This is a genomic window from Streptomyces sp. SLBN-8D4 (genome assembly GCF_049739545.1).
Classification (GTDB): Bacteria; Actinomycetota; Actinomycetes; order Streptomycetales; family Streptomycetaceae; genus Streptomyces; species Streptomyces canus_C.
Genome location: NZ_JBMGQC010000001.1, coordinates 2,731,751 through 2,753,702 on the forward strand (window position 1 = coordinate 2,731,751; position 21,952 = coordinate 2,753,702).

Here is a 21,952-nt window from a genome sequence, read left to right on the forward strand (position 1 = left end):
GCGCCCCGTGCCGCGCCGACCTGAAGATGGTCGCACGGCACGGGGCGTCTCGTCACCGCCTTATTTCACCGGTGCGGCGGCGGGTGCCACGGCCTTCCAGTCCGGGTGGCCCGGCATCGGCGGGGTCTTCTCGCCGTAGAGCCAGCCCTGGAAGAAGCCGCCGAGGTCGCGTCCGGAGATCACGGAGGCGAGGTGCACGAAATCCCCGGTCGACGCCGTGCCGTCCCGGTGTACCTCCACCCAGGCCCGTTCCAGGCTCTCGAAGGACCTGCGGCCGATCTCCTGGCGCAGGGCGTACAGGACCAGGGCGGCGCCGTCGTAGACGTTCGGCCGGAAGATGCTGATCTTCTGGCCGGGCTTGGGCGGCTTGGGCGCGGCGGGTGGTCCGCCGGTGGCGCGCCAGCGGTCGGAGGCGCCGTACGCGGCCTTCATGCGGGCCTCGAGGGTGCGGCCCGCCTTCTCCTCCGCGTACAGGGCCTCGTACCAGGTGGCGTGTCCTTCGTTGAGCCACAGGTCGGACCAGGTGCGGGGGCTGACGCTGTCGCCGAACCACTGGTGGGAGAGCTCATGGACCATGATCGACTCGACGTACCACTTGGGGTAGGCGGGCTCGGTGAAGAGATCCTTCTCGAAGAGGGAGAGGGTTTGGGTTTCCAGCTCGAAGCCGGTGTCGGCGGTGGCCATGAGGAGGCCGTACGTCTCGAAGGGGTACGTCCCGACCTTGTTCTCCATCCAGGCGAGCTGGGCGGGGGTCTTCTTGAGCCAGGGTTCGAGTGCGGCGCGGTCCTTTGCGGGCACGACGTCCCGGACGGGCAGTCCGTGCGGTCCGGCGCGGTGCAGCACGGCGGAGCGGCCGATGGACACCTGTGCGAGCTCGGTGGCCATGGGGTGCTGGGTGCGGTACGTCCAGGTGGTCGCCCGGCCGACGCGGTCCACGTCCGTCGGGAGTCCGTTCGCGACGGCCGTGTAACCGTCGGGCGCGGTGATCCGGATGGTGAACATCGCCTTGTCGGAGGGGTGGTCGTTGCACGGGAACACCAGGTGGGCGACGTCGGCCTGGTTGGCCATGGCGAGCCCGTCCGCGGTGCGTACCCAGCCGCCGTCCCGGTCCGCGGCGGAGACGGGGTCGCTGGTGTGCCGGACGGTGATCCGCATCCAGCTGCCGCGGGGCAGCGGTTCGTCGGGGGTGACGACGAGATCCTCGCCCGCCCCGGTGAATTCCGCGGGCCGTCCGTCGACCTCGACCGACCGGACCTCGCCGTGCGCGAAGTCGAGGTTGATGCGGTCGAGGTCGGTCGTCGTCCAGGCGTCGATCGTGGTGACGGCCGTGAGCGGCTTGCTGTTGCTGCCGGGATAGTGGAAGGACAGGTCGTACGACGCCACGTTGTAGCCGGGGTTGCCGAGCTGCGGGAAGAGGCGGTCACCGACGCCGAGCGGCTCGGCCGGAGCGCTCGCGGCGAGCAGACAGACGGAGACGGCGGAGGCGAGCAGCGCGGCCGCCTTGCGTCGTCGGGCGGGTCCGATGCGGCGACGGGGGGCGTCGGGTTCGGGCCGGTCGGCGTGGGCGGGGCCGGGGTGGGGGGTCAGCGGCATGCACCACCGCTACCAGCGCGCGCGGGCGCCACGGCGGCGACGCGCGACCGGCCCACTCTAACGGGGTCCTCCGGTCCCGTTGAGGTGGACGCGTGTGGTCCTGTGTCCCGTCACGCGCGCGTGAGGGCGTGTCGAGCGGTCCTCACGCGCGGGACTGCGGGCTGCGTCCCCGCGCGAAGGCCCGCGGATCGGTCCCCGCGCTCGGTGGGCCTGCGGGCGCGAGGCGGGTCGGGAGCTTGCTCCCTGTTACGGCACCGTCCTGGAGGCAGGCCGCTGAGAATCGGGCTCGTCCCAGTCGGCGCACCCCCGTGAGACGTTGATCCTGTGGGCGAGACCCCTGGGGTGTCAGCACCGGCCCGGACACAGTGCGCTGAGAGCGGACCACGCCACGCCCTACTCGGGCGAACCCTCTATGGCGTCGATCCCGGTGCGGAGTCCGCTGAAGTGCCGACATGTCCTGAGGCGCCGCCCTGCGACTCGGGCTCGCCCCACTCCGGCGAACCAGCTGAAGCGTCGACCCCGGCGGGCCCGGCCTCTTCAGACGTCGATCCTGGTGAACAGGTCCCTGAGATGCCGACACCGTCCCCGATACGGCGCCCTGAGACTCGACCTCGCCCTGCGGGGCAAACCGTCGCCCCGTCCCGGACGCGGGCAAACCGTCGCCCGCCCCAAACGCGGCCCCCTGAGGATCGGCCTCGCCGCACTTCGGCCGACTCGCTGAGACATCGCCCCCTGCGGGCCAGGCTCCTGAGACGTCGAACCCCCCGAACCCCGCGGCCCCGGCCCCCTAAGACATCGCCCCCGGCGGCCCCAGCCCCCGGAAACCTCACCCCCAGCCGACCCCGCCCCCGACACCCCGTCCGTCCCCAGGCGTCTGCGCCCTGCTCACGTCGTAGACGCCCGCCACGTTCCGCATCGCCCTCATCAGGGCGGGGAGCTGGGCCGCGTCCGGCAGTTGGACCGTGTACGTGTGGCGAACCCGCTGCTGGCTGGGGGGTTCGACGGTCGCGGAGACGATTTCGGCGCCCTCGCCGGCCATGGCCTCGGTGAGGTCGGCCAGGAGGTGCGGGCGGCCGAACGATTCCGCGAACAGCGTGACCCGGCACTCGGCGGTGTCGCCCCAGCGCACGTCGACCTCCTTGCGCCCCTTCATCCGGGCCACCGCGGCGCACTCGACGCGGTGCACGGTGACCACTCCCCCACGGACGGCGAAGCCGGTGATCTCGTCGGGCGGTACGGGCGTGCAGCAGCCGGCCAGCCGTACGGTCGCGCCGGGCTGGTCGACGAGGGCGACGGCGGCGCCCGGCCGGTCGGCGGACTGGTCGTCGTGGGTCTGCGGCTCGGCGATGATCCGACCCGCGCTGTCGGGCGTGTCGGCAGTCGGCGGCTCCGCTACGGAGGGCCGGAACGGGTTCGCGCCCCGAGTCGTGACGTCGGCCGTCGTACCGGCCGTCCCGCCCCGCTCCGCGGTCTCCTCCGGCGTCTCGTGCGTCGGGGGCGTCGGATGCGTCGCGATCCACCGCTGGATGGCGATCCGGGCGGCGGGCGTGTGCGCGTGCTCCAGCCACTCCTTGGAGGGTTCGGCGGCGGGGTCCTGCCCCATGAGGAGCTGGACGGTGTCGCCGTCCTTCAGGACGGTGCTCAGGGTCGCCAGCCGGCCGTTGACACGAGCGCCCAGGCACGCGTGCGCGTCCTCGCCGTACTGCGCGTACGCGGCGTCCACACAGGTCGCGCCCTCGGGCAGGCCCAGAGTGCCGCCGTCGGGCCGGAAGACGGTGATCTCACGGTCCTGGGCGAGGTCCTCGCGCAGGGTGGACCAGAAGGTGTCGGCGTCGGGCGCGGCCGCCTGCCAGTCGAGGAGGCGGGAGAGCCAGCCGGGCCGGGTGGGGTCCACCCGCTCCTCGTCGGCACCGACGCCGTGGGACGCGCCCTGCTCCCCCGAGGCGTCCGAAGAGGAGTCCGAAGGCGAGGCGTACGGATTGCCGAGCGCCACAACCCCGGCCTCGGCGACCTTGTGCATCTGGTGCGTACGGATCAGGACCTCGACGACCTGGCCGTCGCCGCGTGCCACGGCGGTGTGCAGCGACTGGTACAGGTTGAACTTCGGTACGGCGATGAAGTCCTTGAACTCCGAGACGACCGGCGTCATACAGGTGTGCAGTTCGCCCAGGACGGCGTAGCAGTCGGCGTCCTCGCCGACCAGGACCAGCAGGCGGCCGAAGTCCGCGCCGCGCAGTCTGCCGCGCTTGCGGGCCGTCCGGTGCACGGAGACGAAGTGGCGTGGCCGGATGACCACTTCAGCCTGGATCCCGGCCTCGCGCAGCACCCCCCGTACCTCGTCGGCGATCTCGGCGAGCGGGTCGTCCGCGCGGGAGGCGTTGTCGACGATCAACTCGCGCGTGTGCTCGTACTCCTCGGGGTGGAGGATCGCGAAGACCAGGTCTTCCAGTTCGGTCTTGAGGGCCTGGACGCCGAGGCGTTCGGCGAGCGGGATGAGGACGTCGCGGGTGACCTTGGCGATGCGGGCCTGTTTCTCGGGGCGCATCACGCCGAGGGTGCGCATGTTGTGCAGCCGGTCGGCGAGTTTGATCGACATCACGCGGACGTCGTTGCCGGTGGCGACGAGCATCTTGCGGAAGGTCTCGGGCTCGGCGGCGGCGCCGTAGTCGACCTTCTCCAGCTTGGTGACGCCGTCGACCAGGAAGCGGACCTCCGCGCCGAACTCCTCGCCGACCTGATCGAGCGTCACCTCGGTGTCCTCGACGGTGTCGTGGAGCAGGGAGGCCGTCAAGGTCGTGGTCTCGGCACCGAGTTCGGCGAGGATCAGGGTCACCGCGAGTGGGTGTGTGATGTACGGCTCACCGCTCTTGCGCATCTGACCGCGGTGCGAGGACTCGGCCAGGACCCAGGCGCGGCGCAGGGGCTCGAGGTCGGCGTCGGGATAGTGGGCGCGGTGGGCCTCGGCGACGTGGCCGATGGCGTCGGGCAGCCGGTCGCGGGCGGCCGGGCCGAGCAGCGCGGCACGGCCCAGGCGGCGCAGGTCGATCCGCGCCCGCCACCGGGCGGCCGGGCCTGCTACCGGACCTGGGTTCGCGGGGTTCGTCGCCTCCGCACTCATGGGCACCTCCGGCTGCGTGGACCGGCGGACGGGGTGCCCCATGGCGGACACGGCTCAGGGGATGGCATCTGTCCCCCGTCCGGGCCGGTGCTTGATGCTACCGAGCCCATCACGCCCGGCTGACCGCCTCTCGACGAGCGTGAAACGGATCACCCATTCGAGCGAAGGTTTGCAGGTTTACGATTTCGCGCCACCTGACCTGCGCCTGGCTGTGGTTCCGCATCGAACAAGGGGTCAGAGGCTGCGGTTCCACGCCTCCGGGACTCTGATCATGACGATTCATATGGTCAACGAACCGCGTTTTCAAGCCAATCGGCGTCGATCTCGCCCTCGGCGACGATCACCGCGGGGCCGGTCATCTCGATCTCGCCGTCGGCCCGTTCGGTGATCACCAGGGTGCCGCCGGGCACCTCGACGGTGTACGTCGCGGGGCTGCCGGTCGTCGCCGGGTCGGCGCCGTCCCTGCGGGCCGCGGCCACGGCGACGGCACAGGCGCCCGTGCCGCAGGACCGGGTCTCGCCCGCCCCGCGCTCGTGCACGCGCATGGCGACGTGGCGGGGGCCGCGGTCGACCACGAACTCGACGTTGACCCCGCTCGGGTAGGCGGCGGCCGGGCTGAAGGGCGGCGGGGAGTACAGGTCGCCGGCGTGCGCGAGGTCGTCCACGAAGGCCACGGCGTGCGGGTTGCCCATGTTCACGTTCCGTGCGGGCCAGCTGCGGTCGTCGACGCTCACCGTGACGTCTCCCTCGGGGAGCAGCGCCTTGCCCATGCCGACGGTGACGTCACCGTCCTTCGCGATGTGCACGGTCTTCACGCCCCCGCGGGTGGCCACCGCGAGGTCGCCCTCGGTGACGTGCCCGGCACGCTGGAGGTAGCGGGCGAAGACGCGTACGCCGTTGCCGCACATCTCCGCGACGGAGCCGTCGCCGTTGCGGTAGTCCATGAACCACTCGGCCTCCCCGGCCAGGTGCGCGGCCTCGGGGTGCGCGGCGGACCGTACGACGTGGAGCAGGCCGTCACCACCGATGCCGGCCCGGCGGTCGCACAGGGCGGCGACGGCGGCGGGGGGCAGGTCGAGGGTGTTCTCGGGGTCCGGGACGATCACGAAGTCGTTCTCGGTGCCGTGGCCCTTGAGAAAGGGGATCCGGGTGCTCATGTCTCGATCGTACGTGCAGGCCGGTGGGGACTGATCGCGCTCACGCGGCGGTAGCCGCAGACCGACACCGTCCCGCGCCCCTGAAAGCGTCTAGCGGAGCCTCGCCACGCGCCAGACCGCGAGAACGACCACAACCGCCACCAGCACCACGTACCCGAGCGCGACCCGCCAGTCCGCGCGACGGCCGGCCCCCCGCTGCGGCAGTCCCGGCCACGTGTAACCAACGCGGCGCGCCGCCATCATGCCCCAGCCGGCCGCGCACGAGCAGATCAGCAGGCCCAGCATCGCGATCACCGCTCCGCTGTCGCCGAAGTCGAAGGCCAGCGGGAAGGCGAACATCAGGGAGCCGACCGCGGCCAGCGAGACGATGGGGGCGAGCTGCCAGATCCGCAGACGGCGCTGCGGGCGCAGCTCGACCTCGACCTCTTCCCCGCCCGGGAACATCTCCTCGGGCTCGGGACCGTCGGCGGTCACACCGCCGAGGGTGTCGTCGGGCCCGTCGGGGCTCAGACGCTCCGCGTCAAGCTCCGGCTCACCGCTCTCGGCGGTGCGGGGCTCGGTGCCTTGTGCGGTGTCGCGAGGGCCGGCCTCCATCGCCACGCGCCCTCCCAACTCGGACTCCACTTGGTCGATCGAAGCTCGATGATGGCACGGCGCCGGAGGCCGGGATGACGGCCGGAGCGTCCCGATGCCAGGACGTGATCAGGCTGTAACCGGTCGTTCGACCAATGCCAGTGCGAGCTGCGGAAGTTCTGTGAGATCCGCCGCAGCCCCACTCAACCAGTGCACCCGGGGATCGCGCCTGAACCATGAATCCTGACGGCGCGCGAAGCGTTTGGTGGCACGGACGGTCTCGGCCCGCGCGTCCTCCATCGTGCACTCCCCCGAGAGCGCCGCGAGCACCTGCTGGTATCCGAGCGCACGGGAGGCCGTGCGCCCCTCGCGCAACCCTCGCGCCTCCAGCTCCCGCACCTCGTCCACGAGACCCGCCTCCCACATCCGGTCGACCCGGCGCGCGATGCGCTCGTCGAGCTCGGGCCGGGCGACGTCGACGCCGATCTGGAGGGTGTCGTAGACGGAGTCGTGGCCTGGGAGGTTCGCGGTGAAGGGCTTGCCGGTGATCTCGATCACCTCGAGAGCCCGGACGATACGGCGGCCGTTGCTGGGCAGGATCGCCTGCGCGGCCCCGGGGTCGGCGGCGGAGAGGCGGGCGTGCAGCGCGCCGGAGCCGCGCAGGACGAGCTCCTCCTCCAGCCGGGCCCTGACCTCGGGGTCGGTACCGGGGAACTCCAGGTTGTCGACGGCCCCGCGGACGTACAGGCCGGAACCGCCGACGAGGATCGGCCAGCGGCCCTCGGCGAGCAGGGCGTCGATCCTGGCGCGGGCCAGCCGCTGGTACTCGGCGACGGAGGCGGTGACGGTCACGTTCCAGATGTCCAGGAGGTGGTGCGGGACGCCGTCGCGTTCCGCGGGCGTCAGCTTGGCGGTGCCGATGTCCATCCCTCGGTAGAGCTGCATGGAGTCGGCGTTGACGACCTCGCCTCCCAGTCGCTGGGCGAGGAAGACGCCCAGATCGGACTTTCCGGCCGCAGTGGGGCCGACGACGGCGATGACGCGGGGGGCGGGGGGTGTGCTGCTCACCGCCCCAGTCTCGCAAACCTCGAAGCCCCACCTCGAACGAGTTACGTGACGGCGCGGGTCCGGCGTCGTTGCCAGTTGCGTGGTTTCCGCCGCCCTGTTCATGGAGGCGGCGCTCCGGAGGGCGCGAACGGGCGCACCGGACGACGCGGGATTTCCCCCGCACGAGTAACGTATGGAGTGGATATGGGCGTTTTCGCACGACTTCTCCGCAGGTCGAAGGCCACGGAGGAGGCGTCAACCGCCGAGACGCAGGCCGACATCCTGACGGCCGAGTCCGCGGCGGGGGATGCGGCAGAAGCGAAGGGATCGACCGACGCCGAGGCCAAAGCCGGGTCTGGGACTGGGATTGAGGTCGAGGGCGACGCCCGGGTCGAGGTCGAGGTCACCGAGACCGACGCGGCCGAGGACACGGACGGATCGACGGCGACGGAGGCCGTCGAGGACACTGCCGCCGAGGGCGTCGAGATCCCCAAGCAGCAGTCCGCCGAAGCGACGGCCGATCATGAGGCCGACGAAGGCGCCCGCACGTAACTGTCCCTAGTGGGAAGGTGAACGATGGGTCTCCTGGACAATGTGAAGGCCAAGCTCAGCCCGGCCAAGGACAAGGTCTCCGGCCTCGCGCAGCAGCACGGGGACAGGATCCAGCACGGCATCGACAAGGCAGCGAAGGTCGTGGACGAGAAGACCAAGGGCAAGTACAGCGGCAGGATCCAGACCGGCACGGGCAAGGCCAAGGTCGCCATGGAGCGCCTCGCGCACACCGACGGCACCAAGGGACCGGGGGACGGCAGCGCGCCGCCGGCCTCACCGCCGCCGGCTTCCTGAACGGCAGTACGGCACACCGGCGGACGGCCGCGGGGCAGGACGCCCCCGGCCGTCCGCCGTTTCCCGGGCCCGCCCAGGACTCCGCCACGGACTCCTCGACGGCCCCTGCGGCTCTCGCGGCCGGTGCTCCTCGACCGTCAGGACCAGGTCGCGACCATGTACCCCACGCCGTACGGCGCGTCCTCGTACAGCAGCGAGCCGCCGAGGTCCGCGCCCTCTGCCGCGCCCGCAAGAACCTGCCAGCAGGCCCGGCCGGAGGCCTTCAGTTCGTACGCCAGCCCGGCGTCCAGCGCGCGCAGGGCCGCCACGTCGGCCGCGCCCAGGGCCCGCGCGACCTCCGCGTCGAAGGGGGCCGCCCGCTCGTCGAGGTAGCCCGGCGCCTTGAGCGTGCGGCAGGCGCTGGCGTCGCCCATCACGAGCAGCGCCACCCGCTCGGCCCGGGCGGCGATGTCCCTTCCCGTCTGGATACACCGCTCGGGCTCCAGCGGTTCCCCCACCCCGAGTCCCTCGATCGGGGCGTCGGACCAGCCGGTGCGCTCCAGCAGCCAGGCGGCGACAGCGAGGGAGGTCGGCAGCGGGCCCTGCGGGACCGGTCCCCGCTCCGGTCCGAGTCGTACGTCCACCTCCACGCCGAAGCCGCGGAACGAGCCCTCGGCGCCCTGCGGGTGCGGGCCGCGTCCGCTCCGCTCGGCGGGCCCCACGACGACGAGAAGGCCGGGCCGGGCCGCCGCGAGGACGCCCAGCGCGTCCGTGCAGGCCGCGCGGGCCCCGTCGAGCTCGGGCGCGGCCCCAGCGGCGACCGGTGGCACGAGAAGGGGCGGACACGGGCAGACGGCGGCTGCTACAAGCATGATCGGCAGCTTACTTCCAGGCCCAGGGCCAGGACTCGGGATGGGTGCTCCACGCCAGTGCGCCCAGCCGGTACACCACGCGAGAGGTGGACAGCGCGCCCTCGATGCTCACGTAGTAGGCGTCGCCGTCACCGATGCGGTAGACCTGCCGGCGCTTCTGGCGCAGGCCGACGCCCGGACGGTGGGTGCAGGCGATCTCGTACAGGCGGGCGCGGGCCTCCTCCCGGGTGCACTCGAAATGCGCCACCTCGTCGACGTCCTGATGGTTTCCGGCACCCCGGTCGATCAGGACCACCCAGCGCTCCATGCCCCGCCCCGCCCCTCGCGCGTGACCGGCGGCGGACGCTCAGTGCGCCGCGCAGCCGCCCGTCGCCGCCGGCAGCGGCTCGGGGATCCCGATCTTCGGGAGGCCCAGCATGACACCCGCCGGCTTGGCGGCCTCGGCCGCGTTCCGCTTCTCCCACGCGTCCCCCGCGCGCGTGCGGCGCACGTCAAGGACGGTGCCCTCGGCGAGGAGGTGGTGGGGGGCGGCGTAGGTGATCTCGACCGTGACCACGTCGCCGGGGCGGACCTCCTGGTCGGGCTTGGTGAAGTGGACCAGGCGGTTGTCCGGGGCGCGGCCGGAGAGGCGGTGGGTGGCGCCGTCCTTGCGGCCCTCGCCCTCGGCGACCATCAGCTCCAGGGTGCGGCCGACCTGCTTCTTGTTCTCCTCCCAGGAGATCTCCTCCTGGAGGGCGACCAGACGCTCGTAGCGCGACTGCACGACCTCCTTGGGGATCTGCCCGTCCATGGTCGCCGCGGGGGTTCCGGGGCGCTTGGAGTACTGGAAGGTGAAGGCGTTCGTGAAGCGGGCCTGCCGGACCACGTGCATGGTCTGCTCGAAGTCCTCCTCGGTCTCGCCGGGGAAGCCCACGATGATGTCGGTCGAGATCGCGGCGTCCGGCATGGCGGCGCGGACCTTCTCGATGATGCCCAGGTAGCGCTCCTGGCGGTACGAGCGGCGCATCGCCTTGAGGACCGTGTCCGAGCCGGACTGCAGGGGCATGTGCAGCTGCGGCATCACGTTCGGGGTCTCGGCCATCGCCTCGATCACGTCGTCCGTGAAGTCACGGGGGTGCGGAGAGGTGAAGCGGACCCGCTCCAGGCCCTCGATCGAGCCGCACGCGCGCAGCAGCTTGCTGAAGGCCTCGCGGTCGCCGATGTCGGAGCCGTACGCGTTGACGTTCTGGCCGAGCAGCGTGATCTCGGAGACGCCCTCGCCGACCAGGGCCTCGATCTCGGCGAGGATGTCGCCGGTACGGCGGTCCTTCTCCTTGCCGCGCAGGGCGGGGACGATGCAGAAGGTGCAGGTGTTGTTGCAGCCGACGGAGATCGACACCCAGGCCGCGTAGGCGCTCTCGCGCCGGGTGGGAAGCGTGGACGGGAACGCCTCCAGCGACTCGGCGATCTCGACCTGCGCCTCCTCCTGCACGCGCGCGCGTTCCAGCAGGACGGGCAGCTTGCCGATGTTGTGCGTGCCGAAGACGACGTCGACCCAAGGGGCCTTCCGCACGATGGTGTCGCGGTCCTTCTGCGCGAGACAGCCACCGACCGCGATCTGCATGCCGGGCCGCGAGGCCTTGCGCGGCGCGAGCCGGCCGAGGTTGCCGTAGAGCCGGTTGTCGGCGTTCTCCCGCACCGCGCAGGTGTTGAAGACGACGACGTCCGCGTCCCCGTCGGAACCCTCGGGGGCGGGCACGTACCCCGCCTCCTCCAGCAGTCCGGACAATCGCTCGGAGTCATGGACGTTCATCTGGCACCCATAAGTGCGCACTTCGTACGTTTTCGGAGATGAAACGTCCACTGCCGTGCCCCGGTCGCTGCTGCTGGTCATGGCTCAAGGGTAGGCGTTCCACGGAGGGCCCTCCCCCGGCGCCCGGCCGACCCCCGAGGCCGCCAGGACGGATGACCCGAATCACGTCAGGGACGGCGATCAGGGGCTTTGCATGACCATGCGTTGTGATGCATAATCTTCCTATGTCCAAGGTCCTCACGTCCCTCCCCGCCGGCGAACGCGTCGGCATCGCCTTCTCCGGCGGTCTCGACACCTCCGTCGCGGTCGCGTGGATGCGCGACAAGGGCGCCATCCCGTGCACCTACACCGCGCACATCGGCCAGTACGACGAGCCCGACATCGACTCGGTGCCCGGCCGCGCGAAGACCTACGGTGCCGAGATCGCGCGCCTGGTCGACTGCCGGGCCGCGCTGGTCGAGGAGGGGCTGGCCGCGCTCACGTGCGGGGCGTTCCACATCCGCTCGGGCGGGCGGGCGTACTTCAACACCACCCCGCTGGGCCGTGCCGTCACCGGCACCCTCCTGGTGCGGGCGATGATGGAGGACAACGTCCAGATCTGGGGCGACGGTTCGACCTTCAAGGGCAACGACATCGAGCGGTTCTACCGCTACGGCCTGCTCGCCAACCCGAACCTGCGGATCTACAAGCCGTGGCTGGACGCGGACTTCGTGACCGAGCTCGGCGGCCGCAAGGAGATGTCGGAGTGGCTGGTCGCGCACCAGCTGCCGTACCGGGACTCCACGGAGAAGGCGTACTCCACCGACGCCAACATCTGGGGCGCCACGCACGAGGCCAAGACCCTGGAGCACCTCAACACCGGCATCGAGACGGTCGAGCCGATCATGGGCGTCAGGTTCTGGGACCCCTCGGTCGAGATCGCGCCCGAGGACGTGACGATCGGCTTCGACCAGGGCCGCCCGGTGACGATCAACGGCAAGGAGTTCGGCTCCGCCGTCGACCTGGTCATGGAGGCCAACGCCATCGGCGGCCGGCACGGCCTGGGCATGTCCGACCAGATCGAGAACCGGATCATCGAGGCGAAGAGCCGCGGCATCTACGAGGCCCCGGGCATGGCCCTGCTGCACGCGGCCTACGAGCGTCTCGTCAACGCGATCCACAACGAGGACACCGTCGCCCAGTACCACAACGAGGGCCGGCGCCTGGGCCGTCTCATGTACGAGGGCCGCTGGCTGGACCCGCAGGCCCTGATGATCCGCGAGTCGCTCCAGCGGTGGGTCGGCGCGGCGATCACGGGCGAGGTCACCCTCCGCCTGCGGCGCGGCGAGGACTACTCGATCCTCGACACCACGGGCCCGGCGTTCTCGTACCACCCGGACAAGCTGTCGATGGAGCGGACCGAGGACTCGGCGTTCGGCCCGGTGGACCGGATCGGCCAGCTCACCATGCGCAACCTCGACATCGCCGACTCCCGCGCCAAGCTGGAGCAGTACGCGGGCCTCGGCCTGATCGGCACCGGCAGCCCCACCATCGGCGCCTCCCAGGCCGCCGCGACCGGCCTGATCGGCACCATGCCGGAACTCCCCGAGGGCGGCGCCGAGGCGATCGCCTCCCGCGGCGAGGTCTCGGAGGACGAGGCCCTGCTGGACCGGGCCGCCATGGAGTTCGGCACGGACTGAGGCACCTCACGACGTACGTGAGAAGGGGCCGGTGCGAGACAGCGCCGGCCCCTTCTCACACCCGCACCTCCCGCGACCGCATCAACGGCTGGATCCGCGTCCCGAAGGTCTCGATCCCGTCGAGGAAGTCGTCGAAGACGAGCATGATCCCCTTGGTCCCGTCGACCCCGGCGATCTCGTCGGGCATGCGCGCGACACTCTCGTACGACCCGACGAGCGTCCCCATGGTGAAGTTCACGGCGCCCTCGGGCAGCACGATGGTGCGGGTCGTGGAGGAGTCGTCGACGATGACCATGAACAGGGACAGCGCACCGACGTCCCTGCCGGTCTCGCGCGCCGCCTCCACCAGCGTGGCCGCGCTGTCCGCGAAGGCGAGCGGGGTGTTCACGCCGCCGCCGAGGCCGAGGATGAAGTTGTAGTCGGCGTTCCCGGCGGCGAACCGCATGCCCGTGCCGCTCTGCCCGGCGGCCGCGATGTCGATGTGCCCGTTCGCCGGCCGCGGCGAGAGCACGCGGTCGTCCATCTCGTAGAACTCGCCCTTGAAGATGCTGACGCCCTCGCTCCACAGCTCCTTCATCACCGTCACGTACTCCTCGGCCCGCGCGTACCGGTTGCCGACGTGCTCGTCGCCGGGCCACACGCCCATCTGCGTGTACTCGCCGGGCGCCGGGCCGGTGACGATGTTGACGCCGAACCGTCCGGGGGCGATGGAGCCGACGGTGACCGCCATGCGCGCGACGATCGCCGGCGGCAGGGCGAGGATCGGCGTGGAGGCGTACAGCCTGATCCGCTCGGTGACCGAGGTCGAAGGTCGGGAGCCTGCCCGGTCCGACAGCACGGTACGCGGCCGGGATTTCGGCAACTTCCTTGCAAACAGGGGCAGTTGAGGTAAGGGAATGCCGGGAAACAGCTCGTCGGAAACTGTGAAGCAGGTTTCGACCGGAAACGGGAACGATAAGTTCCCTCCATGAACGCGCGGCTCGCCCTCCTCGGCTCGGTCACCCCTGGTGCGACGGAGAGCGAGGTCTTCCGGCTGGCGCTCGGGCACGTGGTCGGTGAGCTGAGCGCGCTCGGCGGGACCGTGCACCTGCGCGGCCCGATGTCCGCGCTGCGCCTGGTGTCCTCCGTCGGCCTGCCGCCCGCCCTCACCCGCTCCTGGGAGATCGTCGACCAGGAGGGCCCCCTGGCCCCCGCCCGCGCGCTCCAGCAGGGCAGGGGCGTCTGGGTACCGCTGTCCCCGGACGCGCCGGAGGAGGCCGCCTGGCCCGGCACCGGCCTCGCCGCCCTGCCCGTGTTCAGCGGCCGGCGCAGCATCGGCGCGCTGACGGTCCTGGCCGGCGAGCGGGGTGAACCCACCCCGGAGCACTGGGACTTCCTGCGGGACGTGGTCGCCTGGACCGAGGAGCGCATGGCCCAGGCCCCGCCGCCGTCCGGTCCCTCCCAGGGTGAACTGGGCGGCGAACGGCTGCGGCAGGCCCTGAAGGAGGTTCAGGTCGGCTCGTGGGACTGGGACATCCGCAACGGTGACCTGAGCTGGGACGAGGCCGCCCTGGCCTTGTACGGCACCCGCCCGGCCGATTTCACCGGCCGGATCGACAACTGGATGCGGATCGTCCATCCCGACGATCTGGCACCCACGCTGGCGGCGGCACAGCGGGCCATCCTCGACCACAGCGTCTACGAGGCCGAGTACCGCGTACGGCGCCTGGACGGCACGTGGGGCTGGACGCAGGCCCGCGGCCGGGCGACCTACGACGAGCGGGGCGAGCCCCTGCGGATGATCGGGGTCGGCTGGGAGAGCAACGAGTCCCGCATCGCGCGGGACGCCCTGAGCAGGGCCCTGAGACACATGAGCGACGGCTTCCTCGCGGTGGACGACGAGTGGCGGATCACCTTCGCCAACCTGGAGGCGGAACGCTTCCTCGGCTTCTCCGAGGAGGAGTTGTTCGGACGCCTGCTGTGGGACCTGCCGGCCACCCGACAGGTCCCGGGTCTCAAGGAGAGCTGTCTGGAGGCCGGGGCCGAGGAGAAGTCCGCCGGGTTCGACGTGTACATCGCGGACTGCCGGCGGCGGCTGCACGTAAGGCTGGTGCCGGGCCCGGACGGCCGCACCCTCTACTTCCAGGACGTCACGGAGAAACGCCGGCTGGCCCAGGAGCGCCAGGCGGCGGAACGGGCCACGGCCGAGCGGGCGGTGCGGATCGCCGAGCTGACCACGGAACTCGCCAAGGCGACGACCTCCCGGGACGTGGTGGACGCGGTCGCCCGCCGGGTGCTGCCGCCGTTCGCCGCCTCCGGGCTGATGGTCCAGGTCAGCGAGGGGAACCGGCTCCACCACGTCGGGGCGGTCGGCTATCCCCGGGACTTCGTGGCCCTCCTCGACAGCCGCCCCCGGGCGTCGACCGGGGACCCCGCCTGGGACACGATCGCGTCCGGCGACCCGCTGTTCATGTCCTCGGCGCACGAGTACGCCACCCGCTACCCCCGACTGGCCGACTTCCCCACCCGGGGCGAGAAGAAGTCCTGGGCGTTCCTGCCGCTGACGGCGTCCGGCCACACCTTCGGCGTCTGCGTGGTCTCCTTCGACCGGCCGCGGCTGCTCGACGACGAGGAACGCGCCCTGCTCACCACCATCTCCGCCCTCCTCGCCCAGTCCCTGGAGCGGGCCCGGCTCTACGACGCCGAGCACACCCGGTCCCGGGAACTCCAGCGCAGCCTGCTCCCCCAGGCGCTGCCCGACCTGCCCGCGTGCACCGCGGCCGCCCGCTATCTCCCGGCCGGGCAGGGCGCGGACGTGGGCGGCGACTGGTACGACATCATCGCGCTGTCCGGCGGACAGGTCGCGCTGGTCGTCGGCGACGTGATGGGACACGGCCTGCCCGAGGCGGCCACCATGGGCCGGCTGCGCACCGCGGTGCACACCCTGGCCGACCTGGAGCTGCCGCCCGACGAGATCCTCGGCCACCTCAACGACATCGTCGGCGGCATGGGCGAGGCGTCGTACGCCACCTGTCTGTACGCGCTCTACGACCCGACGACCCGGGTCTGCTCCATCGCCCGGGCCGGTCATCCGCCGCCCGCGCTGGTACGGCCCGACGGAACCGTGCACTTCCCCGAACCGGACGCCGATCCCCCGCTGGGCGCGGCCAAACCGCCGTTCGAGACGGCCGAGTTGGAGGTGCCCGAGGGCAGTCTGCTCGTGCTGTACACCGACGGGCTTGTGGAGTCGGCGACGCGGGAGATCGACGAGGGCATGGCCGAGCTGGCACGGCTGCTCGGCGCCGCCCACGCCGACGGGACCGCCGTGGACCTTGAGCGGCTGTGCGACACGCTGACGACCGGTCTGCTGCCGGCGGACCAACAGGCGGCCGACGACGCGGCGTTCCTGGTGGCCCGGCTGCACGCGCTGCCGGCCGACCGGATGGCCGGCTGGTCCCTGCACGACGATCCGAAGGCGGCGAGCCAGGCCCGCCGCCATGTGCGCGAACAGCTCGCGGCCTGGGACCTCGACGACCTGTCCCCCACCACGGAACTCCTGGTCAGCGAACTGGTCGGCAATGTCGTCCGGCACGCCCGCGGCCCGGTCCGGCTGCGCCTGCTGCACACCACCGAGCTGATCTGCGAGGTCTACGACGGCAGCCAGACCATGCCCCGCATCCGCCACGCCGCGGACACCGACGAGGGCGGCCGGGGACTCCAGCTCATCTCGGCCCTCTCCTCCCGCTGGGGCGCCCGTTACACCCCCACGGGCAAGTGCATCTGGACGGAACAGTCCCTGCGGGGCGCGGCCGAGCCGGAGGACGTGCTGTTCCTGAACCCCGCGGACTTCGACGAGGACTGGGAGGCGCTCCTGTGACGGCGCGCCCGTTCGGCCCAGCTCCACGGGCCGGATGCGGGGCGCGTCCCTAGATTCGCGGTGACGGCTGTTCCGGCCCCACCCCGAAAGGCACCCGACCCATGGCAATACGCATCGCGCTCACCGGCGCCGCACTGGCCGTTCTGGCCACCGCCGGACCGCTGACCGGCATCGCACACGCTCAAGGCGACCTGGACTGCGCCGACTTCGCCTTCCAGGAGGACGCGCAGGCGGAGTTCGACCTCGACCGCAGCGACCCCGACCGGCTCGACGAGGACCAGGGTCCCGACGACAGCATCGCCTGCGAGGCGCTCCCCCGAAGAGGCACCGACGCCGTGAGCGTCGCCACGCCAACCGCGACACCGCTCCTCACGCCACTCAGCACGCCGCTTCCGACGCTCGGCGTCCAGGGCGGGTCCGGCGGCAGTGTGGGCCCTGCGGGGTTCGAGCGGGCGATCGGGGTGGCACTCGCCGTCGGCGGAGTCGGCCTCGCGGGCGCGTACGTGGTGCGGCGACGTCGTGCCGCGCACCCGCACCCGCACCCGCACCCGCACCTCAGGGATCGATGAGCCCCGCCCGTATCGCGTACCGCGTCAGCTCCAGCCGGTCCCGCATCCCCAGCTTGGCCAGCAGGTTCGCCCGGTGCCGCTCGACGGTCTTCGCGCTGATGAACAGCAGCTCGCCGATCTCCTTCGTGGTGTGACCCTCGGCGACCAGCTTGAGGATCTCCTCCTCGCGTTCGGTGACGGCCCGCGTGGGCAGGTCGTCACCGCGCTGCAGCCGGTCGAGGTAGGACCGCACGAGGGCCCGCTCGGCTCCCGGGTAGACGAAGGACTCGTCGCGTACGGCGGCCCGGCACGCCTCGACGAGATCGCGGTCGGCGACGGACTTGAGCACGTATCCGCTGGCCCCGGCCTTGAGCGCCTCGAAGAAGTACTGCTCGTTGTCGTACATCGTCAGGATCAGGATCCGCAGGTCCGGCAGCCGCCGGGACAGTTCACGGGCCGCCTGCAGTCCCGTCATCCGGGGCATCGCGATGTCCAGCACGGCCAGATCGACGTCACGCGCGCGTGCCAGCTCGACCGCCTCGGCGCCGTCCCCCGCCTCGGCCACGACCGTGAGGTCCGGCTCCCCCTCCAGGATCAGCCGGACCCCTCGTCGTACGAGGGTGTGGTCGTCGGCGAGCAGTACCCGGGTCGGCCCACCCATCAGCGCACCCCCGCCGGGGCCGGTATCCGCAACCGCACGTCCGTCCCCCGCCCGGGTCCGGCCTGCACCGAGAACACTGCCCCGACCAGCAGCGCCCGCTCCCGCATCCCCTGGATCCCGGCCCCGTCGGGCGCCCCGCCCAGCCCCTTGCCGTTGTCCCGCACAAGGAGCTCGACTCCCCCCGCGACCGGCCGGAGCCGGACTTCGGCGCGGTCGGCGGCGGAGTGCCGCGCGGTGTTCGTGAGCCCCTCCTGGGCCACCCGGTAGACCACCAGTTCCGACTCCTCGGTCAGCCGGGGCAGATCGCCGCCGACGTGATGCCGCACGGTCAGCCCGTGCGTCGTGAACTCGGCCGCGAGAGACCGCAAGGCGCTCGACAGCCCGAGCTCCTCCAGCACCCCGGGCCGCAGCCGGCGCGCGATCCGACGGATCTCGTCGAGCCCGGCCCGGGTCGCCTCCTGCGCCTGCCCCACTTCCTCCCGCAGGTCCTCCGGCGCCCGGTCGGCGACCCTCTTGAGCTGCAACAGCACGGCGGTCAGTGTCTGCCCGACCTCGTCGTGGAGCTCGCGCGCGATGCGATGCCGCTCCCGCTCCTGCGCGGAGAGCGCGTGGGCCGCGCCGGTCGCCCGCTCGGCCTCCAGCCGGTCGAGCATGGTGTTGTACGTCGTGATCAGCGCGGCCGTCTCGGAAGGGCCGGAGACGGGGGCGCGCACCCCGGGACGCAGCAGATCGGCGGCGGCCATGGCCCGACCCAGCCGCTGGAGCGGGACGAGCCCCACCCGCAGCACGAGGGCGTTGGCGACCAGCAACAGGGCGAGCCCCCCGAGGACGACCACGGCCTCCCCCTGCCGGACGGGCGTCGACACGGTGACCGGCCCCAGCAGCAGCGCGGCGGCGACGACGAGGCCCGCGGCGTTGAGCGAGAAGATCCGCCAGAACAGCGACACGGCCCTGCCCTCACTCCTCTCGTACGACGCCCGAGAACCCAGCCTCACCGGTCCCCGCCGCTCGCGTATATCCGTCACGTCACCCATATCGCCACCGTACGGGTGCCTGGCAGCATGCGAACCCGGCACCCGCGACCACTCGAACCACAAGGGGAAGAAACGTGTCTGCTCCACGCCTGAGGGCGACGCCGCTGCCGGGAATCGGGGTCCAGTACGACCTCATGACCCGCGAGGACCGCCATCTCTCGGTGGTGGCGCACCGCGACGGTGCCCGCACGGTGAGCGTGTACCGGGCCGACGACCCCGACTCCTGCGCCCAGTCGCTGCGTCTGACCGGTTCCGAGGCGGGCGCCCTGATCGACGCGCTGAAGCCCTCCCATCACAGCGCGAGCCTCCTCTACACCTCCGACCTTGGCCTGGTGGCCGAGCGCGTCGAGGTGGCGGCCGGCTCCCGCTGGAACGGCCGGGTCCTGGGCGACACGAAGATGCGCACCGACACGGGAGCCTCCGTCGTGGCGGCCCTGCGCCGAGCGGAGGCGATCCCGTCCCCCGCGCCGGACTTCCGCCTGGCGGGCGGCGACATCCTCATCGTCGTAGGCACCCGCGAGGGCGTTGACGCCGCCGCGGCGATCCTGGGGCGGGAGTAGGAAGCATGCACTCCGCGGTCCTCCTGATCGAGTTCGGCTCGATCATCCTCGGCCTGGGCCTCCTCGGCCGTTTCGCCGCCCGTTTCCGCCTCTCCCCCATCCCCCTCTACCTCCTGGCCGGCCTGGCCTTCGGCGAGGGCGGTCTGCTCCCCCTGGGCGCCAGCGAGGAGTTCGTCTCGATAGGCGCCGAGATCGGCGTCATCCTTCTCCTCCTGATGCTCGGCCTCGAGTACACGGCCGGCGACCTGGTCACCAACCTCAAGGCCCACTACCCCTCCGGCCTGGTCGACGGCGCCCTCAACGCCCTGCCAGGAGCGGCGGCCGCACTCCTCCTCGGCTGGGGCCCGGTAGCCGCGGTGGTCCTTGCGGGCGTCACCTGGATCTCCTCCTCGGGCGTCATAGCGAAGGTCCTCGGCGACCTCGGCCGGGTCGGCAACCGGGAAACCCCGGTGATCCTCAGCGTCCTGGTCCTGGAGGACCTGGCGATGGCGGTGTACCTGCCCATAGTCACCGCCCTCGTCGCCGGAGCGGGCCTGCTGGCCGGAAGCCTGACCCTGGCGATCGCCCTGGGAGCGGCCGGCCTGGTCCTGTTCACCGCGATCCGCTACGGCCGCCTGATCTCCCGCTTCGTCTCGAGCGACGACCCGGAGAAGCTCCTCCTGGTCGTCCTCGGCCTCACGATCCTGGTGGCGGGCGTCGCCCAGCAACTCCAGGTCTCGGCAGCGGTCGGCGCGTTCCTCGTGGGCATAGCCCTCTCGGGAGAGGTGGCCGAGGGCGCCCACACCCTCCTGAGCCCCCTGCGCGACCTCTTCGCCGCGGTCTTCTTCGTCTTCTTCGGCCTCCACACGGACCCGGCGAGCATCCCCCCGGTCCTGCTACCCGCCCTCGCCCTGGCCCTGGTCACCGCAGCCACAAAGATCGCCACGGGCTACTGGGCGGCCCGCCGAGCCGGCATCTCCCTCAGGGGCCGCTGGCGCACGGGCGGCGCACTGGTCGCCCGCGGCGAGTTCTCGATCGTCATAGCGGGCCTGGCGGTCTCGGCGGGCATAGAACCCTCCCTGGGCCCCCTGGCCACCGCCTACGTCCTCATCCTGGTCATCCTCGGCCCCCTCACAGCCCGCTACACCGAGCCCCTGGCAACGAGACTGACAAGCCGCCGAGCCAACACCCCGACGGCACCTCGGGTGGCGGAGCCGGTGGGCCGGGACGGCGTCTGAACGGGTACCGGCTCAGGTGGCGGGGCGGCTGCGGGCCGGTGGGGGCGGGTCGCGCAGTTCCCCGCGCCCCTGAGGTAGAGACGATGGACACACCTCTAGACGCGTACGGCGGCAAGGGGACGGGGTGGGGGGGTGTCCGCCCGCAGCGGCCGACGTCCGTTACAGAGCCCTACTCAAAGGGACCGAGCCGCCGGACCGAGGACGGATACCCCCCACCCCGGCCCCGACCCACCCACCGAACCGCACGCGCTACGCACGCCCCCACCGGGCCCGCGCAGGCCGCCGCAGGCATCCAGGGGCGCGGGACTGTGTCCATATGCGGCTCCGCCGCGTGAGCGCAAAACCCCCGCCCCCACCGAACCCGCACCAGAACCCGCCCAACCCCCGGAGGGCGTGGCAGGATCACCCGCATGCCCAAGCCGTTCCCGCACCTCAGCCGCCGCCAGGCGCTCCAGACCGCGGCCGCCGCCCTCGTGGCCCTCGGCCTGCTCCTGTGGTGGCTGCTCCCGCTGGGCGAGAACCCCCCGACCGGCACGATCACCTTCAGCACGGGCACGAAGCAAGGCGTCTACCAGAAGTACGGCGGACTTCTCCAGAAGGAGATCCACAAGGACATGCCGGACCTGAAGGTGAAGCTGGAGACCAGCGCGGGCTCCCAGGAGAACGTCATGCTCGTGGCGACCGGAAAGGCCGACTTCGCCATCGCCGCGGCCGACGCGGTGGAGACCTACCAGCAGAACGGCGACCCCGGCGCCGACCGGCTCCGCGGCGTGGCCCGCCTCTACGACGACTACGTCCAGCTCGTCGTCCCCGCCGACTCCGACATCCACACCATCGCCGACCTGAAGGGCAAGCGCGTCTCCATCGGCGTCCCCAACTCCGGCGTACGGCTGATAGCGGAGCGCGTGCTCGACGCCGCCGGCATCGACCCGGCCAAGGACATCCAGCCGAGGGCCGAGGGCATCGACACCGGCCCCAAGCTCCTCGGCCATGGTCTGGACGCGTTCTTCTGGTCCGGCGGCCTGCCCACCGACGGTCTGAAGCAGCTGGCCGAACGCTCCGCGTTCCGCTTCGTCCCGATCGAACCCTCCCTCGTGGCGACGCTGCACGCCGAGGGCGAGCCCACCCGCTACTACCGGGCCACCAACATGCCGGCGTCGGCGTACCCGTCCGTCCAGAACAACAGGACCGTCCCGACGATGGCCGTCTCCAACCTGCTGATCACCCGCAAGGACATGGACCCCGAGCTCACCGAGTGGCTCACCCGAACCGTGATCAAGAGCAGGGACGGCATCGGCCGGGACGTCCACTCCGCCCAGCTGGTGGACGTACGCACGGCGATCTACACCGACCCGGTCCCCCTCCACGAGGGCGCCCGCCGCTATTACCGCTCGGTCAAGCCGTAGGGCGGCTACCTCGG

The 21,952-nt window shown here is 71.9% G+C and carries 19 protein-coding genes and 1 pseudogene; 9 read left to right on the forward strand and 11 right to left on the reverse strand.

Going from position 1 to position 21,952, the window contains the following annotated elements:
* Positions 1 to 60: 60 nt before the first annotated feature.
* The 5 genes from RKD20_RS11950 to miaA form a co-directional block, all read right to left on the reverse strand.
* Positions 61 to 1,593 (reverse strand): M1 family metallopeptidase, encoded by a 1,533-nt coding sequence (locus RKD20_RS11950; protein ID WP_424877721.1) that lies wholly within the window; start codon positions 1,591 to 1,593, stop codon positions 61 to 63.
* Positions 1,594 to 2,419: 826 nt separating this feature from the next.
* Entirely contained in the window at positions 2,420 to 4,711 is a 2,292-nt protein-coding gene (locus RKD20_RS11955) for a RelA/SpoT family protein (protein ID WP_424877722.1), read from the reverse strand.
* A 287-nt stretch (positions 4,712 to 4,998) separates the two neighbouring features.
* Entirely contained in the window at positions 4,999 to 5,868 is an 870-nt protein-coding gene (gene dapF, locus RKD20_RS11960; protein WP_424877723.1) for a diaminopimelate epimerase, read from the reverse strand.
* 90 nt (positions 5,869 to 5,958) lie between these two features.
* A complete protein-coding gene (locus tag RKD20_RS11965; protein WP_424883202.1) occupies positions 5,959 to 6,462 on the reverse strand; it encodes a hypothetical protein in 504 nt (167 codons plus the stop codon).
* A gap of 108 nt (positions 6,463 to 6,570) precedes the next feature.
* The gene (miaA, locus tag RKD20_RS11970; protein ID WP_424877724.1) at positions 6,571 to 7,509 is read right to left on the reverse strand and encodes a tRNA (adenosine(37)-N6)-dimethylallyltransferase MiaA; all 939 of its coding nucleotides are present in this window, start codon (positions 7,507 to 7,509) and stop codon (positions 6,571 to 6,573) included.
* 183 nt (positions 7,510 to 7,692) lie between these two features.
* Here miaA and RKD20_RS11975 point away from each other — a divergent pair, with 183 nt between their 5' ends.
* On the forward strand, positions 7,693 to 8,040 hold the full coding sequence (locus tag RKD20_RS11975; protein WP_424877725.1) for a hypothetical protein: 348 nt from the start codon (positions 7,693 to 7,695) through the stop codon (positions 8,038 to 8,040).
* A gap of 24 nt (positions 8,041 to 8,064) precedes the next feature.
* Positions 8,065 to 8,334, forward strand: a complete 270-nt coding sequence (locus RKD20_RS11980) for an antitoxin (protein WP_424877726.1) — start codon at positions 8,065 to 8,067, stop codon at positions 8,332 to 8,334.
* Between the two features lie 137 nt (positions 8,335 to 8,471).
* Here the strand turns inward: RKD20_RS11980 and RKD20_RS11985 are convergent, their stop codons facing one another.
* The 3 genes from RKD20_RS11985 to miaB are packed head-to-tail and all read right to left on the reverse strand — an operon-like array spanning position 8,472 to position 11,058.
* Positions 8,472 to 9,185, reverse strand: a complete 714-nt coding sequence (locus RKD20_RS11985) for a class III extradiol dioxygenase subunit B-like domain-containing protein (RefSeq protein ID WP_424877727.1) — start codon at positions 9,183 to 9,185, stop codon at positions 8,472 to 8,474.
* Positions 9,186 to 9,195: 10 nt separating this feature from the next.
* Positions 9,196 to 9,492: a hypothetical protein gene (locus RKD20_RS11990; protein WP_424877728.1), complete on the reverse strand. Its 297-nt coding sequence runs from the start codon at positions 9,490 to 9,492 to the stop codon at positions 9,196 to 9,198.
* 39 nt (positions 9,493 to 9,531) lie between these two features.
* Positions 9,532 to 11,058 (reverse strand): tRNA (N6-isopentenyl adenosine(37)-C2)-methylthiotransferase MiaB, encoded by a 1,527-nt coding sequence (gene miaB / locus RKD20_RS11995; protein WP_424877729.1) that lies wholly within the window; start codon positions 11,056 to 11,058, stop codon positions 9,532 to 9,534.
* Positions 11,059 to 11,201: 143 nt separating this feature from the next.
* Here miaB and argG point away from each other — a divergent pair, with 143 nt between their 5' ends.
* Entirely contained in the window at positions 11,202 to 12,656 is a 1,455-nt protein-coding gene (argG, locus tag RKD20_RS12000; protein WP_007385143.1) for an argininosuccinate synthase, read from the forward strand.
* 55 nt (positions 12,657 to 12,711) lie between these two features.
* Here argG and RKD20_RS12005 read toward each other — a convergent pair.
* Positions 12,712 to 13,458: pseudogene (locus RKD20_RS12005) on the reverse strand (LLM class flavin-dependent oxidoreductase); the annotation flags it as partial.
* Between RKD20_RS12005 and RKD20_RS12010 the strand changes: the two are divergent.
* The 3 genes from RKD20_RS12010 (at position 13,376) to RKD20_RS12020 (ending at position 17,081) form a co-directional block, all read left to right on the forward strand.
* Entirely contained in the window at positions 13,376 to 13,543 is a 168-nt protein-coding gene (locus RKD20_RS12010; RefSeq protein WP_424883503.1) for a hypothetical protein, read from the forward strand. The pseudogene RKD20_RS12005 and the gene RKD20_RS12010 overlap by 83 nt on opposite strands.
* An 80-nt stretch (positions 13,544 to 13,623) precedes the next feature.
* Positions 13,624 to 16,512, forward strand: a complete 2,889-nt coding sequence (locus RKD20_RS12015; protein ID WP_424877730.1) for a SpoIIE family protein phosphatase — start codon at positions 13,624 to 13,626, stop codon at positions 16,510 to 16,512.
* Between the two features lie 101 nt (positions 16,513 to 16,613).
* On the forward strand, positions 16,614 to 17,081 hold the full coding sequence (locus tag RKD20_RS12020) for a hypothetical protein (protein WP_424877731.1): 468 nt from the start codon (positions 16,614 to 16,616) through the stop codon (positions 17,079 to 17,081).
* Here the strand turns inward: RKD20_RS12020 and RKD20_RS12025 are convergent.
* Together RKD20_RS12025 and RKD20_RS12030 are read right to left on the reverse strand one after the other, a co-directional pair.
* The gene (locus RKD20_RS12025) at positions 17,068 to 17,721 is read right to left on the reverse strand and encodes a response regulator (protein WP_424877732.1); all 654 of its coding nucleotides are present in this window, start codon (positions 17,719 to 17,721) and stop codon (positions 17,068 to 17,070) included. The genes RKD20_RS12020 and RKD20_RS12025 overlap by 14 nt on opposite strands.
* Positions 17,721 to 18,668, reverse strand: coding sequence for a HAMP domain-containing sensor histidine kinase (locus RKD20_RS12030; protein ID WP_424877733.1), 948 nt, complete (start codon positions 18,666 to 18,668; stop codon positions 17,721 to 17,723). Before RKD20_RS12030 ends, RKD20_RS12025 begins: the two co-directional genes overlap by 1 nt.
* Before the next feature lie 161 nt (positions 18,669 to 18,829).
* Between RKD20_RS12030 and RKD20_RS12035 the strand changes: the two genes are divergently transcribed.
* The 3 genes from RKD20_RS12035 (at position 18,830) to RKD20_RS12045 (ending at position 21,938) form a co-directional block, all read left to right on the forward strand.
* A complete protein-coding gene (locus RKD20_RS12035) occupies positions 18,830 to 19,315 on the forward strand; it encodes a cation:proton antiporter regulatory subunit (RefSeq protein ID WP_280862222.1) in 486 nt (161 codons plus the stop codon).
* Between the two features lie 5 nt (positions 19,316 to 19,320).
* Positions 19,321 to 20,532, forward strand: a complete 1,212-nt coding sequence (locus tag RKD20_RS12040; protein WP_424877734.1) for a cation:proton antiporter — start codon at positions 19,321 to 19,323, stop codon at positions 20,530 to 20,532.
* A 410-nt stretch (positions 20,533 to 20,942) separates the two neighbouring features.
* Positions 20,943 to 21,938 carry a TAXI family TRAP transporter solute-binding subunit gene (locus RKD20_RS12045; RefSeq protein WP_424877735.1) on the forward strand — a complete coding sequence of 332 codons (996 nt, stop codon included), beginning with the start codon at positions 20,943 to 20,945 and terminating at the stop codon, positions 21,936 to 21,938.
* Positions 21,939 to 21,952 lie beyond the last annotated feature (14 nt).